The sequence below is a fragment of the Moraxella pluranimalium genome (assembly GCF_002014825.1).
In the GTDB taxonomy this organism is placed as follows: Bacteria; Pseudomonadota; Gammaproteobacteria; order Pseudomonadales; family Moraxellaceae; genus Moraxella; species Moraxella pluranimalium.
Genome location: NZ_MUYU01000005.1, coordinates 127012 through 143099, shown reverse-complemented (window position 1 = coordinate 143099; position 16088 = coordinate 127012). Strand labels below are relative to the sequence as shown.

The 16088-nt window shown below is 46.3% G+C and carries 13 protein-coding genes; 6 read left to right on the top strand and 7 right to left on the bottom strand.

Annotated elements, in window-relative coordinates; translation table 11 throughout:
• Positions 1 to 122: 122 nt before the first annotated feature.
• The 7 genes from B0680_RS01185 to pdxA all read right to left on the bottom strand — a co-directional run bounded on the left by B0680_RS01185 (position 123) and on the right by pdxA (position 6109).
• Positions 123 to 1475 carry a sensor histidine kinase gene (locus B0680_RS01185; RefSeq protein ID WP_158078284.1) on the bottom strand — a complete coding sequence of 451 codons (1353 nt, stop codon included), beginning with the start codon at positions 1473 to 1475 and terminating at the stop codon, positions 123 to 125.
• Between the two features lie 11 nt (positions 1476 to 1486).
• Positions 1487 to 1834: a YnfA family protein gene (locus tag B0680_RS01180; RefSeq protein ID WP_078253222.1), complete on the bottom strand. Its 348-nt coding sequence runs from the start codon at positions 1832 to 1834 to the stop codon at positions 1487 to 1489.
• On the bottom strand, positions 1827 to 2507 hold the full coding sequence (locus B0680_RS01175; RefSeq protein ID WP_078253221.1) for a response regulator transcription factor: 681 nt from the start codon (positions 2505 to 2507) through the stop codon (positions 1827 to 1829). Before B0680_RS01175 ends, B0680_RS01180 begins: the two co-directional genes overlap by 8 nt.
• 1 nt (position 2508) lies before the next feature.
• Complete coding sequence (locus tag B0680_RS01170; RefSeq protein WP_078253220.1) at positions 2509 to 3351, bottom strand: symmetrical bis(5'-nucleosyl)-tetraphosphatase; 843 nt, start codon at positions 3349 to 3351, stop codon at positions 2509 to 2511.
• Between the two features lie 55 nt (positions 3352 to 3406).
• Entirely contained in the window at positions 3407 to 4258 is an 852-nt protein-coding gene (gene rsmA, locus B0680_RS01165; protein WP_078253219.1) for a 16S rRNA (adenine(1518)-N(6)/adenine(1519)-N(6))-dimethyltransferase RsmA, read from the bottom strand.
• A 288-nt stretch (positions 4259 to 4546) separates the two neighbouring features.
• Positions 4547 to 4867: a hypothetical protein gene (locus B0680_RS01160; protein ID WP_078253218.1), complete on the bottom strand. Its 321-nt coding sequence runs from the start codon at positions 4865 to 4867 to the stop codon at positions 4547 to 4549.
• A 138-nt stretch (positions 4868 to 5005) separates the two neighbouring features.
• On the bottom strand, positions 5006 to 6109 hold the full coding sequence (gene pdxA, locus B0680_RS01155; RefSeq protein ID WP_078253231.1) for a 4-hydroxythreonine-4-phosphate dehydrogenase PdxA: 1104 nt from the start codon (positions 6107 to 6109) through the stop codon (positions 5006 to 5008).
• Positions 6110 to 6277: 168 nt separating this feature from the next.
• Here pdxA and dnaB point away from each other — a divergent pair, with 168 nt between their 5' ends.
• The 6 genes from dnaB to putA all read left to right on the top strand — a co-directional run bounded on the left by dnaB (position 6278) and on the right by putA (position 15966).
• Complete coding sequence (dnaB, locus tag B0680_RS01150) at positions 6278 to 7678, top strand: replicative DNA helicase (RefSeq protein ID WP_078253217.1); 1401 nt, start codon at positions 6278 to 6280, stop codon at positions 7676 to 7678.
• Between the two features lie 60 nt (positions 7679 to 7738).
• A complete protein-coding gene (gene alr, locus B0680_RS01145) occupies positions 7739 to 8869 on the top strand; it encodes an alanine racemase (RefSeq protein WP_078253216.1) in 1131 nt (376 codons plus the stop codon).
• Between the two features lie 99 nt (positions 8870 to 8968).
• A complete protein-coding gene (argF, locus tag B0680_RS01140) occupies positions 8969 to 9889 on the top strand; it encodes an ornithine carbamoyltransferase (protein ID WP_078253215.1) in 921 nt (306 codons plus the stop codon).
• 162 nt (positions 9890 to 10051) lie between these two features.
• Positions 10052 to 10744, top strand: coding sequence for an SIMPL domain-containing protein (locus B0680_RS01135; RefSeq protein WP_078253214.1), 693 nt, complete (start codon positions 10052 to 10054; stop codon positions 10742 to 10744).
• 107 nt (positions 10745 to 10851) lie between these two features.
• Positions 10852 to 11880 (top strand): L,D-transpeptidase family protein, encoded by a 1029-nt coding sequence (locus B0680_RS01130; RefSeq protein ID WP_228143727.1) that lies wholly within the window; start codon positions 10852 to 10854, stop codon positions 11878 to 11880.
• Positions 11881 to 12384: 504 nt separating this feature from the next.
• Entirely contained in the window at positions 12385 to 15966 is a 3582-nt protein-coding gene (putA, locus tag B0680_RS01125; RefSeq protein WP_078253212.1) for a bifunctional proline dehydrogenase/L-glutamate gamma-semialdehyde dehydrogenase PutA, read from the top strand.
• Positions 15967 to 16088: the final 122 nt, after the last annotated feature.

The following is a 16088-nucleotide window of genomic DNA, read 5'->3' as shown; positions in this document are numbered from 1 at the left end:
AATTGGGGGTCGGTTCAAACCTTGATGTCGTATCGTTTTGAGCGGGGTTTTATCATGAATTTTGTCCATTAGCCAGCTGTTTCTCAAGCTTTGGCTTGAGCCATCGATAGCACCAAAATAGCCTATTTTACCTTTGGTAGTACGATACTGGCAGATAGTCCGCCGTGCTGTGTGCTTTTGGCGAGTAATAGCTGCCCATGATGATGTTCAGCGATTTTGGCGACGATAGACAGTCCCAAGCCTGACCCAGTTTTTTGACTGCCTAGCACACGGAAAAATCGCTCAGACAACCGAGCCAAATCCGCATCACTGACGCCCACGCCATTATCACTGACCGTGATTGTCAGTTGCTGTGAAGTATGTGTCACATCAATCCATACCGCCACACCTGCCCCGCCGTATTTAATGGCATTATCAATCAGATTGCCAACTGCCGAACCCAGCAACCGCTCATCCGCCTTGATAGTCACACCATCCAATGACCGCTCAAGAAACACAGGGTGTAACACGGCATTGGCGTTCTGTGCAGGCATCTGCATACGCGCCACCACTTCCGTCAACAAATCCACCACCGCAATCTCGCAAAAGTCCTCCTTGATGGCATCGCTATCTAGCCGCGCCAAAGCAAGCAAACTCTCAACCAACGCCGTCGCCCTGCCGACATCTTGACGTACTTCATCCAAGCCTGCCACCACCGCATCATCCTGTGCATAGCGACGCTGTAACAGTTGCAATTTCATCTGAACCGCCGACAAGGGCGTGCGTAGCTCATGCGATGCATCAGCGGTGAATCGCTCTTGGGCTTCTTTGGCACGAATCAAGCGTGCAAAAAGCTGATTGATGGCTTCAAGCAGTGGCTTGGTTTCGCTAATCACAATTGGCGGTGTGATGGGTGATAAGTTTTGTAGGTTTTTTTGGCTAATCTCTTGCTTAAGATTATTTAAAGGTTTGAGATTTTTGCGAATTGCCAACGAATTACCAATCAATAACGCAATCAATAGCAGTAGCATAAAGCCTGCATAATTCGCCACAATCGGCACGGCAAACTCTAGTCGCTGACTCCACGGCTGTGCAATCTGCACATAGCGATTAAGCCCTTGGTCGTAGGATGTATAGATACGATACAATCCACCATCATGCCAAATATTATAATAAGCATCATTATCAAACTGTCGCAGATACGGCGCATCAGGGGAATATAAGGTCTTGCTAAGCATCACCCCGTCTTTATTAATCACCTGATATTCAATATCCATCTCATCATTGAGATATTGCAAGCTATGCTCAATATCAGGATATGCCTTGTCATTATCACCAAGCAAGGCATGGGCATTGCTCTCGAGCAGCTCATCAAAGACATGATTATTACTATATGCCACAGATAAGCAGATAGCGATAAAGCCAAGCAACGCCAAAATCAAGCTGATGATAATCGTGCTTTTGATTAACTGCGTGTTTAGAGAAATTACTTTCATATCATCACCCACTAACGCACCGGCTGCAAGATGATGACCATTGCACCCATCAGCACAATCACGCCACCAGCCACATCCCATGGTGTCAAGCTCACACCATCCACGAACCTAAGCCACAAGAGCGCCGTGACTATATACACACCGCCATACATGGCATAGATACGCCCTGATGCAGCAGGATGCAGGGTCAATAACCACACAAAAGCCATCAATGATATGGCTGTGGGCAGCCAAAGCCATGCGGATTTGTGTTGAGTTAATATCAAATAAGGGAAATAATACCCCAAAATCTCAGCAATCGCCGTGACGAAAAACAACCCCAACGTCCGCAATACCACAGGCACATCCATCTCAAGCATGATGTTCGCCTAAGATGTAGCCTTGTTTGCGAATGGTCTTGATGGTCGTTGCGCCCAGTTTTTTGCGTAGGTGTGAGATATACACTTCGATGGCGTTACTTTCGATTTCTTCGCCCCAGCCGTATAGCTCATCTTCTAATTGCTCTTTTGACACCACCATCGATGGACTGCGTAGCAAGCGATGCAGGACAATGTATTCTTTGTGCGTGAGCGTGACAGGTGTATCATTGAGCATGACTTGCTTATTGGCAGGGTTTAGGCTAATGATACCTGATTGGCTTTGATGAGTTAGGATTGGCGTGCTTGGTCTATCGCCATATTTACGCACCGCAGCACGGATACGAGCTGACATTTCTTCTAGGTCAAATGGCTTGACCAAATAATCATCCGCACCCAAATCCAGCCCCTCGACACGGTCTTTGATACTGTCTTGGGCGGTAATCATCAGCACGGCGATGGGTAATTTTTCACTTCGGATAAACTTTAGCACTTCATCGCCCGACATATTTGGCAAGCCACGGTCAAGTAGCACGCAGGCATAGTCATAGCTTTTGATGGCGCTCACTGCCAAATGACCTGCTTGCACCCAATCCACCGTCAAGCCATCCAAATCCAGCCAAGTACGAATGGTATCGCCCAACGAATGGTCGTCTTCAACCAACAAAACCCGCATCTTATGCCCCGCTCACTTCAATCACTGCACCATCGCTGAGTCGATATGCCACAAGCTTGCCACCCCATACACAGCCGCCATCGAGCGCACGGACATTTTTGGTGGCAACTTCTGCTTTGAGCGCAGCCCAATGACCGAATAAAATGCGACGTTCACGCACCACAAACCACTCAAACCACGGGCGAAAATCGCTTGGCATGGTGTCCTTGAGCGTTTCTTTGAACGAAAATTCCAGCAAGCCCGACGCAGTGCACAGACGCATCCGTGTAAAATAGTTGGCGATGGCACGCATCCGCTTATAGCCGTTTAGCTTATCAGACCATTCATCAGATTTTTTGCTATATAGATTGGGCAGTAGGCGGTCAAGCTGTTTTAGGCTACCGCCAAGCTGTTTTTCAAGCTCTTTGGCATAGCCTTTGGCTTCTTTGATACTCCAATTAGGCGGGATGCCAGCATGGGTGAGCACCGTTCTGTCATCAGGATACACCAGTAGCGGTTGCTTGCGTAGCCAGTTAAGTAATTCATCACAATCAGGTGCAGCAAAAATCGCCGCCGTCTTATCCTTTGGCTTGGGATTCATCACCCCCCGCCAAGTGGCAATCAGCGTAATATCATGATTGCCAAGTACGGTGGTCAACGCACCAATATCGGATAATCGCTTGACTTCACGCAAGGTCGATAGCGAATCTTCACCCCGTGCCACAATGTCGCCAGCCAGCCAAATCTTGTCTTGGGTCTCATCAAAATCCAGCACTTCTAGTAGTTGGTTGAACGCCCCAAAACAGCCTTGCAAATCACCAATGACATATTCATGACGATAATTTTTGGTTTTGTATTTTTTCATACAGCTAAATAATGATAACCAGTTATTCAAATCAAACACAGCTTAAGCAATGATATTAATCAAGCTTGTTTTTGGCAACAACCAAATCCGCCAACGCAACAAATTCTGCCACGCTCAAGGTCTCTGGGCGTGCTTGTGGATTGATACCAACAACTTCAAAATCCGCTTCGTCCAAAGTCGGCAACAATGCATTTGCCTTAAAAATCGCTCGCAAGGTCTTACGGCGATGATTGAACACTTCACGCACCACCATCTCAAAGGTCGGCTCATCAATAGCAGTGATTGGCTTGATGGCATACGGAATCAGGCGAAACACGGCACTCGTGACCTTTGGCGGTGGATTGAACGCCCCTTTTGGTACGGTCAATAGATATTCTGATTGGCAATAATACTGCATAATCACCGACAATCTGCCGTATTCTTTGGTGGCAGGCTCTGCTGTGATGCGATCAACCACTTCTTTTTGGAGCATAAAGTGCATATCTTTGATGACATCGCTAAACTCAAGCAAGCGAAACAAAATCGGCGTCGAGATATTATAAGGCAAATTCCCCACCACACGAAACGCACCCTTGCCCACTTTATCCGCCAAAGTGCGATAGTCGATGTGCATGGCATTGTCATTGATGATGGTAAAATCAGGATGGCTATTTGCGCCAATATTAATCTTAAGCTGGGACGCCAAATCACGGTCAAGCTCAATCACTGTCATGCCATCGACTTCGGCAAGTAGTGGCTCGGTCAATGCACCAAGCCCCGGCCCAATCTCAAGCAGATTGTCCGATTTATCAAGGCGAATCGATGTGACGATTTGGGCGATGACATTGGTGTCGTGCAAGAAATTTTGCCCAAAACGCTTACGGGGCGCGTGATTGGCTTGTTGTGGAGATTTTGGAATAATGTGCATAAATTCTAACTTAACTAATCTAAAAATTAACCGTTTATCATACCATGATTTGTTGAGTTTTTGGGGATTTTTTGGTGGGTACTTAAGTGATAATTTTTGGAAGTGTCAAATGATGGCAATGCTAATATTTTGATATTTATAATGGTTGAATTACATAAATTACAGCCTATTAAAAATCAACATGAAATCATACAAAAAAATGTTTTAATAAATATTATAAAACCCAACCAAGACTGAATATGGCTGGGTTTATATTTGAAATTTGCGAATTTTAAGCAAATCGAACAATTAGTTCATTTGATTCACTTTAGCACAAAACTTCATATAAGAAGATAAGACGTCAGCAGTTGATGTATTTGCACGCTTAACATTTGCACCTCTGTAAGATTTATTGACTGCGTTATATCTGCCAGTTGGTGAAAAATAACCAGCAACAGTTAGTGCATCATGCCCATCGGTTTTGGTGCAACGAACACCAGAAACCAAAACAGTAGCACCGTCTCTATTTACAATTTCATAGCTACGACCATAGTAATCCGTTGAACTAAAGTGCCAAGCAAATGCTGATTGAGCGATAAGCAATGACGCCAATAATGCAAATTTTTTCATAACATTTCCTAAATTAACAGTGATAACAAAATTACTTCATTATAAATTTAGCTTATTATTGATTAAAAGTCAAGATTTATTATGTCTAAAGATTGGATAAATTTGGCAAATCCCAAACAAAAAAAGCATCTCCCGCTCTCAACTCATCATCAACGCATAAGCAATCGCCTGTAATAAACTTGAGCTACTCGCCTGCCCCGTCCCTGCCAAATCGAGTGCCGTGCCGTGATCCACCGATGTACGCACATAGGGTAGCCCGAGTGTGATATTCACCGCATCACCAAAGCCATGCGATTTGAGCGGGGAGAGTCCCTGATCATGATACATAGCAATCACCGCATCACAGCGTGATAGATGATGGCGGGTAAATAGCGTATCGGCCGGCATGGCAAGCGAGATATCCATGCCATCATCACGGAATTGTTGTAGTACTGGATTAATGATACGCATCTCTTCATCGCCCAAATGACCGCTCTCGCCTGCGTGTGGATTGAGTCCGCAGACTAGGATGGTTGGATTTGGGATACCAAACTGTGCCTTTAGCGCATGATGAGTGATGGCGACCGTACTTGCCACTTCATCGGTGGTAATAGCATCCGCCACAGCTCGCAATGGTAGATGGGTTGTCACCAATGCCACTTTCATCGCCTGATTGGCAAGCATCATCACCACCTTATCACAGCCTGCCTTGTGCATAAAATACTCGGTATGACCGCTGAACAAATCACCATTATCCAGCTGCACACCGCCATCAATCATCACAGATTTTTGGAGCGGTGCGGTGATGATGGCTCGCACCACGCCATCGCTTGCTAACCTGTGGGCAACTGACAATTGTCGCTCGACCATCTTGGCATTGTTTGGGTTTAGCTGTGATGCGATGACTGTATCAGTACAAGGTATGTGCATCAAATAGACAGTCGGCTTAGAATGATTATCAAAAGAAGCTTTGAGATGATGGCTTAAGTTATCACCATCCAACTGGTCGGTTTGTAAATCATCAAGCACCACCATCGATGTCAATGCCGTGTGCTTATCCATGCCAAGCTGTGCCGCCCGCTCAAAAAACGCCACTTTATCCGCCAAAATCAGCACCGAGCCGCCAAGCTCATCACCATGATGGCACAAGACATCAATGACAATATCCATACCAATCCCAGCTGGTTCGCCTGTGGTGATTAGTAGTGGTTTGATAGATGAATGAGCGTCTGTAGAATCATTATCGCTTGTATGGTTTGGCATTTGCTGATTGGCTTGCGCTATCAAAGACTTAGCTTGCATTGGTGAATTTCCCAAAGTGAATTTGTAGGATTGTTGCCGATTTTGTGCTAAAATCAGCGTCCGAAACACAGAGAATTTTAGCATTATTTTGGTGATAGCACCAAGACTTATTAGCAGGCATTGACACTCATGACGGACAAAAAAACCGACACCAAAGACAGCTTACTCACCCTACAGCCACCGCACAACATTGAGATGGAGCGGACACTGCTTGCGTCTTTGATGAGTATCAATGACTCGTTTGATAGCATTGATACGGTGGTGACGGCGGATGATTTTTATGGCGAACGTCACAAAAAAATCTTTGAAGCCATCTCGCACCTAGCACGCATCAATGAGCCTTATGACAGCTTGATGGTGCATGACTATCTATCCAGAATCGACCAGCTTAGCCAAATCGGTGGCGAAGAATATTTATTACAAATCAACCAAAGCCCTGCCAGTTATTTCAATCTCGTCAGCTACGCCGAAAAAGTACGAGATTTATCCGTCTATCGTCAGTTGATTAAATCCGCCAACACCATGCTGAATTTGGCATATCATCCAAAAAAACAGACAGTGACCGAGATTTTGGATACCGTCGAAGCGGATATTTTTCGCATCGGTGAGAACTTTGCCAATGGCACAAATAAAGAAGGCCCACAACGCATTGATGATGTACTTGCCAATGTCGCCACCCAGCTAGAAGAGATTCGCCTGCGTGATGGGGGCTTGGTAGGGATTGACACAGGCTTTGTTGAGCTCAACAACAAGACACTAGGCTTTCAGGCGGGCAACTTAATCATTCTAGCGGCTCGCCCTGCGATGGGTAAGACCGCACTTGCGCTAAACTTCGCCCAAGCGGCGCTCGATGCCGGCAAAGCCGTTGCCGTATTCTCGATGGAGATGCCTGCCGAATCCATTGCCATGCGTATGATTTCGGCATGGGGACGTATTCATCAAGGCAGGCTGATGTCTGCCAATATGAGCGAACATGAATGGGCAATGTTTATGAGTGCCAACGCTTGGCTACAAGATAAGCACCTATATATTGACTCTCGCTCGGAGTTATCGCCCACCGAAGTGCGTGCTACCTGTCGGCGTATCGCCAAAAATCACCCTGATGGGCTTGGGCTTGTGGTGATTGACTACTTACAGCTGATGCGTGTGCATGGCACCGAAAACCGTGTCAATGAGATTGGCGAAATTTCTCGAAGTCTTAAGGCGCTTGCCCGTGAGCTCAAATGCCCCGTCATTGCTCTATCACAGCTCAACCGCAGCCTAGAATCTCGCCCGAACAAACGCCCGATGATGTCGGATTTGCGTGAATCAGGGCAGATTGAGCAGGATGCCGACCTAATCTTATTCGTCTATCGTCATTGGTACTATCATCAAGACAAAACCGAAATCCAAAACCAAGCCGAACTTATCATTGGTAAAAACCGTAGCGGTGAACGTGGCACAGTACCGCTGATTTTTACCGGTGAATTTACCCGCTTTGATAATATGATTCCGGGTCAAGAAATCGACATCGAAGAAGCGGATGATTAGCCAGTTATTTTTATCTGATTAACCAGTTTTTTTATTACAATTATCAATACCGAGATAGTCATGCGCAGTGCAACCATCACCATCCACCAAGATGCTTTGGCACATAATCTACAAGTCATCAAAGACAAAACACAGCCCACCACCAAAGTACTTGCTATGGTCAAAGCAGACGCCTATGGACATGGGGTAGCTGCTGCCGTGCCTGCACTGATGGATGCTGATGGTTTTGGTGTGGCTTGTATGAGTGAAGCATTGGCGGTGCAGGATGTGCTGGCACAGCTTAAGCGTACTAAGCCTGTGGTATTGATTGAAGGCGTATTTAGTTATGATGAATGGCTGACGGCTATTGAGCAGGATTTTGGCTGTGTGATTCATCAGGATAATCAGCTTGAGTGGGCATTACAAAGCCTGCCAAATGCTGATAGTTTTTGTCGCACCATTTGGCTAAAATACAACACAGGTATGTGCCGACTGGGTTTTGATACTAATAACATCATCCAAAAAGCTAAGCAGCTTATCCAAGCAGGTTATCGTGTGATTTTGACCACGCACTTTGCTTGCGCTGATGATGCCCAGCATCCACTCAATCAAGTGCAGATTGAGCGATTTAATCATGCGCTACAAGCCATCCAAGCATTCGCCCCTGACACTCAAGGCTCGCTGTGCAACTCGGCGGGGATTTTTAATTTTACAGCGCATCACCATCATTGGGTGCGTGCAGGCATTGCCCTATATGGCTCAAAGCCTATCGCACAGCACAGTGCTACCGCCTTAGGGCTACTGCCTGCCATGACCTTATCTGCCAAAATCATGGCAATCCATCAGCTACACGCAGGCGATAGTGTCGGCTATGGCGCGCTATGGCAAGCCGACAAACCGTATCAAATCGGCGTGGTCAGTATCGGTTATGGCGATGGCTATCCTAGAGTGGTGACAGGTGCATCCGTTGCCATCACCGACACAGACGGCGTGGTGCATTCATGCGCCATTCTTGGGCGTGTGGCGATGGATATGTTTATGGTGGATATTGATGGGCTTGCCATTGAAGTCGGTGCGCCTGTGGTGCTTTGGGGTGATACACCGCATATTGATGAGATTGCAAGCTGTGCAGGGACGATTGGCTATGAGCTGATGTGCCGTTTGACCCAGCGACCCAATCGACATATTGAGATGTTGTCAAGCAATGCTTAGCCTAATAGCGCTTAACTGATAAATCAGCGAAAAAAGCTAGTCAATCACCCATGCCAATGCTATACTTAGAATTTTAATCTTGGACGGAATTTTGCCAACATGAGCGTACGCCATTTTCGAAATCTTTTGGATTTAAGCCCTACCGAACTTGAAACCATCATCAGTCGTGCCAGTGAACTTCGCCAAATGCAACATCGTGGCGAGATTTACCGTCCATTCGTCGGTCGCACACTTGGCATGATTTTTGAGAAGTCATCGACTCGTACTCGTATTTCATTTGAAGCAGGTATGGGGCAGTTTGGTGGTCATGCGATTTTCTTATCACCAAAAGATACACAGCTTGGTCGTGGTGAGCCGATCGAAGACTCAGCCAAAGTCATCTCAAGCATGGTCGATATCATCATGATTCGCACCTTTGAGCACGCCAAGCTTGAGCTGTTTTGCCAGCATTCATCAGTACCGGTGATTAATGCCTTGACTGATGATTTCCATCCATGTCAGCTACTGGCTGATATGCAGACTTTCTATGAACATCGTGGCAGTATCAAAGGCAAGACCGTAACATGGGTCGGTGATGGCAATAATATGTGTGCTTCATACATTCTTGCCGCCCATCAGTTTGGCTTTCAGCTGCGTGTGACTGCGCCTTATGGCTTTGAGCCAAACCCTGAACTGATCGAAGAGTACAGTCACTGCGTCACTTATGTTGAAGATCCGCAAGAAGCTGCCAAAGGCGCACACCTGATTGCGACCGACGTCTGGGCAAGTATGGGTCAAGAATCCGAGCAGCTGACTCGTGCTCGCCGTTTCGCCCCTTATCAAGTCAGCCCTGCGATGCTCGATAAAGCAGATCCTGATGTGCTATTTATGCACTGCCTGCCTGCGCACCGTGGCGAAGAGATTAGCTTTGATTTATTGAACGACCCACGTTCGGTCGTATGGGATGAAGCCGAAAACCGCTTACACGCCCAAAAAGCCTTGATGGAATTTTTGTTAAAAGATAAAATCAAGCTGGACTAAGCCAACATAAGCACTGTTAAATCTATCTCAAGGGCGTATTGCACGCCCTTTTTTTATTGTCACAATTACCAACCATTACGATACATTTATTGACATATTCTGTTACATTTGCTGAGCGATTTCCCTTTATAATGGTACCATCACCAAAAACAGGAGAACACCATGAAAACACTTAGCAAAACCCTATTGATGAGCACCCTACTAGCCGTCAGCAGCACAGCACTTGCCGAAGATTATAACCGTATCAGCTTTAATAGCGAAGTCAAAAGCGAAATCGCCAATGATGAGATTCGTGCAAGTCTTAGCAAGACCTCTCAAGCAAGCACCGCCGCTGCCATTGCCAAAGAGCTGAACAGCACCATCAATTCAGCCCTACAAATCGCCAAACGCTACCCTGAAGTGACCGTCACCACAGGTCGCCAAAACACCTATCCACGCTATGATAATAAAAGCAAAATCATTGGCTTTACAGGCTCGGTATCTCTTGATATCAAGAGTCAGGATTTTGAAAAAGCCAGCCAGCTGATTGCAGATTTGCAATCCACAATGGTGATGGAAAACATCAGCTTTGGCGTATCCGAAAAACTGCATGACAGCGAAGAAAAACGCCTACAACTCGAAGCCATCAAGCGTTTTGGCACAGAAGCCGATACCATTAGCCAAGCCTTTGGTGCAAGCAGTTATAAGATTGTCAATGTTAATCTTGGTGGCAGTAATAACTACTATGCACGCCCTGTCATGATGGCAAGCATGAAAGCTATGGATGCCGCTGCAGGTATCGAAGCCCAAAACTTCGAAGCAGGCAATACCACCTTGACTTATACCGCCAATGGCACCATTGAATTGGTAAAATAAATCTATTGTCATGAGCTGATGGTGTTATAATACGCCATCATATCGCCAATATTTTTTGGATAAATTTGAGAAACGCGATGAAAAAACTGAGTTATTTTGCTTTAGCAATGTCAAGTGTTTTGCTAAGTCATTCTGCCCTTGCCAGCTCAATTGATGGCGACATCGTCTCAGGTGAAGTCATTTTGCCAACATCTACCATTGCCAATGCCATCACCACCAAAGATGGCAAGCGTGTCTCGGCTTATAAGCTGACAGACTATGCTCAGCAGGTCAATGAAGCCGAATGGTCGCCGAATATGAATGTTAATACGGCGATGACAGTCAAATTACAGACTTTGCTTGACTGGAATCATGTTTCGCCAGGCTCTATTGATGGTGGCTGGGGTGTTAATAGCAAGCAGGCTTTAACCAATTTTCAAAAGCTCAAAGGACTTGAAGTCACTGGTAAGATGAACCAAGAAACTTGGGATGCGCTGACCGCCGATATTCCTAGTGATCAGCCTGTGCTTGTGTCATATACATTGACCGATGCTGATGTCAAAGGCCCTTATGCCACCTTGCCTGCCGATGCCGAATCTCGCTCAAAGCTCAAAGGCCTGTATTATGAAAATATCGCCGAAATGCTTGGCGAGCGTTTTCATATGGATGTCGCCTATGTCAAAAAAATCAATCCGAACAAAAAATTTGTCGCAGGCGAGACCATCACCGTGATTAACACCGGTCAGCCACTTGATGCCAAAGTCACTCGTGTGGTCGCTGACAAACAGCAAAGCACCGTGTATGCTTATAATAACGATGTGCTTGTCGCAGCTTACCCAAGCACCATTGGCAACACACAGAGTGCAGCCCCGACGGGTAAATTCAAAATCGCCAATAAGATTGAGATGCCAACCTACAAAGCCACCGTCAAAAATGACAAAGGCGAAAGCAAAAGCTACATCCTACCATCAGGCCCAAATAGCCCTGTGGGTGTGCTATGGATGGGATTGGATAAAGCCAACTGCGGTATTCATGGTACAGCCATCCCTGAAGTGGTCAATCGCCCATCAACGCTTGGCTGTATCCGCCTAACCAACTGGGATGCAATGGAGCTATCTACCGCCATCAACACAGGTGCAACGGTCGAAATCCGCTAAGTTTATACATCAAACATCAACCAAAACGCTCATCATTCGGTGGGCGTTTTTTGTCATTTCCAAAAGAAATAAAGTGCAACTATTATTTATTTGAAAAATATTGAATATCAATAATATAAATTTATTTAGTAAATTTAAATAATAAACTGGACTATACAACTTCAAATTCATCACTTCGGCTTGTGATAATGAGTTGCAAATATATTGGATTTTTTGATGAGATTATCATAAAAACTGCCAAAATTATGCATCATTTACCAAAATTCCGCCCAAAAATTCATCTGCCAAAGTAATGATACCATTGGATTTGCTATTAATTTACCCAAATTGACCCGCCTGATGATAAATATAAAAAATTTCTTGAATCAAACAAAGAAATATTATGCTACTTCATAGCAATTTTCTTGGATTATTGTTCATTTCAGTGATATAATAGGTTGTTTTATTTTTGTTGCATTTGTATCATCCATGCAACCTATCTCGTGTTATTTTTAAGGATACACCATGTTTCAGTTCACTCAGCCCCAAACCGCCCTTCGCGATGCCATCACCAGCGCCTATCGCCTTGATGAAGTTCAAGCTGTTCAGAATTTGATTTCAACACTGAATTTCAATGCGGAAGAAAAAAACCAAATTCAAACGCTGGCTCGCCGTCTGATTGCACAGGTGCGTGCTGACCGCAGTAAGTCATCAGGCGTGGATGCGTTGATGCAAGAATTTTCGCTATCTAGCGAAGAAGGTGTGGCGTTGATGTGCTTGGCAGAGTCACTACTGCGTATTCCTGATACTGCGACTCGTGACCGCCTAATCCAAGACAAGCTGGCTGATGGCGACTGGAAGAGCCATGTGGGTAACAGCCCATCGATGTTCGTCAATGCCGCCGCTTGGGGCTTGGTGCTGACTGGTAAACTGACTCAGCCAACTTCAGGTGGTCTAGGCTCAGCACTGACTCGTGTACTACAAAAAGGTGGCGCGCCATTTATCCGTGCTGGTGTCAATCATGCGATGAAAATTCTTGGCAAGCAGTTCGTTACTGGTCAAACCATCGAAGAAGCACTTGCCAATGGTAAAGAGCGTGAAAAGCTTGGCTATCGTTTCAGCTTTGATATGCTGGGCGAAGCGGCGATGACCCAAGAAGATGCCGACCGCTACTACCAAGACTATGTGACCGCTATCCATGCCATCGGTAAAGATGCCAAAGGTCGTGGCGTGTATGACGGCAACGGTATTTCAGTCAAGCTATCAGCGATTCACCCACGCTATTTCCGTGCTCAGCATGAGCGTGTGATGACCGAGCTACTACCACGCCTAAAAGCACTTTATATGCTTGCCAAAGAATACAATATCGGCCTAAATATCGACGCCGAAGAAGCCAACCGCCTAGAGCTGTCGCTTGATTTGATGGAGCAATTGGTTTCTGACCCTGATTTGGCAGGCTTTAACGGTATTGGCTTTGTGGTACAAGCTTACCAAAAACGCTGCCCTTATGTGATTGATTTTCTAATCGACCTAGCTCGTCGCAACAACCAAAAACTGATGATTCGTCTGGTTAAAGGTGCGTATTGGGACAGCGAAATCAAATGGGCACAAGTCGATGGTCTAGACGGCTACCCTGTTTATACCCGCAAAGTACATACCGATGTGTCATACCTAGCGTGTGCCAAAAAACTATTGGCCGCCCAAGATGCGATTTTCCCACAATTTGCCACGCATAACGCCCAAAGCCTATCAACCATCTATGAAATGGGTAAAGATAAAGACTTTGAATTCCAATGCCTACACGGTATGGGCGAAACCCTATACGACCAAGTTGTCGGTGAAAAGAATCTAGGTCGCCGTGTGCGTATCTATGCCCCAGTAGGTACACATAAGACTCTACTAGCCTACCTAGTACGTCGCCTACTTGAAAACGGTGCAAACTCATCATTCGTGAACCGTATCGTGGACGAAGATGTCAGCATCGATGAACTCATCGAGTCACCAGTAGATGTGGTCAATGCCACTGGCATCACGCCAAACCCACTGACTCCGCCACCACGCCATATTTATGGTGAGCGTAACAACTCATTTGGTCTTGACCTATCAAACGAGCACGTACTTGCAACGCTACAAGCCAATATGCAAGCAGCGTCACAGATTGAATTTGATGTGGCTTCATTGACCAGTGTCGCTGTCAGCCATCAAGCACCACACGCTGTGCTAAACCCTGCTGACCATCGTGATGTGGTTGGTCAAGTGTCATTCGTCAAAGCCGATAGCGTCGCTGATGTCATTACCGCATCAATCAACGCCCAAAGCGCATGGCAAGCTGTATCAGCCGCTGAGCGTGCTGCGATGCTACGCCGTTTTGCCGATATGATGGAAGAGCCATCACGCATGGCACTACTGATGATGATCGCCGTGCGTGAAGCAGGTAAGACTTTGCTTAACTCAATCGCCGAAGTACGTGAAGCCATCGACTTCTGCCGTTATTATGCCGATGAAACCGAGCGTCTGAACCTATCTAGCCCAGTGGGTACTGTGGTTGCGATTAGCCCTTGGAACTTCCCATTGGCAATCTTTGTCGGTGAAGTGGTTTCAGCTTTGGCAGCAGGTAATACTGTCGTTGCCAAACCTGCTGAACAAACCAGCCTAATCGCACACCTAGCTGTCTCATGGCTACATGAAGCAGGCGTCCCTACCAATGTACTACAGCTGGTACTAGGTGCAGGTGATGTTGGTGCAGCATTGACTTCAGACAACCGCATTGATGGCGTGATTTTCACAGGCTCAACTGATGTTGCTAAGCGTATCAACAAGCTACTAGCAGCACGCACTGACAATCCAGTACTGATCGCCGAAACTGGCGGTATGAACGCCATGATTGTTGATAGTACTGCACTACCTGAGCAAGTGTGTCTAGATGTGCTTGCATCTGCCTTTGACTCAGCAGGTCAGCGCTGTTCAGCACTACGCATCCTATGTGTCCAAGAAGACATCGCCGATCATATGGTCGAGATGATCAAAGGTGCAATGGATGAGCTTGTGGTCAATAACCCATCAGCACTTGCGACCGATGTCGGCCCTGTGATTGATGCTGAAGCACAAGAAAATCTGTTGAACCACATCAACAACCTAAAACAAATCGCGCCATATCATGAAGTGGCAATCAAGTCAGATGCACCAAATTCTACCTTTGTTGCGCCAATCATGTTTGAGCTAAAAGACCTATCACAGCTCAAAAAAGAAGTGTTCGGTCCAGTGCTACACATTGTTCGCTTTGCAGCACATGAGCTTGATGATTTGATTGATAATATCAACAAAAAAGGCTATGCACTGACACACGGTATCCACAGCCGTATCGACAGCACCATCGAGCACATCACTGATCGCATCGAAGCAGGTAACGTCTATATCAACCGCAATATAGTCGGTGCGGTCGTTGGCGTACAGCCATTCGGCGGTCATGCGATGAGTGGTACAGGTCCAAAAGCAGGTGGCCCATTCTATCTACAACGCCTAAGCAAGCTTGAGCGCTGGGACACACCAGCACTAGACAAAGCGGCTAGTGTGAATGAAGAAGCTATCAATACCGTACTTGCCGTAGCTGCAAAACAGCTATCTGCCGACGAACAAGCTGTGGTCAAAGCCCAAGCTGACCTAGCTCGCCAAACTTCGCTACACCATGCTAACAGCGTACTGGCAGGCCCAACGGGTGAAACCAACACCCTATCATGGCACGCACCAAAAGTTGTCAGCATCTACGGTGGCAACAAGGCGCAAACTTTGGCAGCATTGGCAGTGTTGGCGGCGAACGGTACTCGTGCACAAGTTTGCCCATCACATGAGCTAGCAGCATCAGCCAGCGAGCTTAAAGGCATCCTAGAAGTCGTCGAACAGCCAATCGCTGACAACAACGACATCGTAGTCGCCCTATCAGCCATGCCAAGCGACGAGCAAGTTCGCCTAGCAGGTCTAGATGGTAGCATCCGCCGTGTGATCGACGCTACAAACGGTCTTGACTTTACTCGTCTATATCATGAAGTCAGCCAAAGCTACAACACCACAGCTGCTGGTGGTAACGCAAGCTTGATGGCATCTGCATAATTTGCCATTCATCATCAAAACTGCATCCAAATGGGTGCAGTTTTTTATTTGTTAAACACTGTCATTTGCACAATTAATCATAATCTCACCAAAGCCATGGAAATCCGGTAAAGCCTTGATAT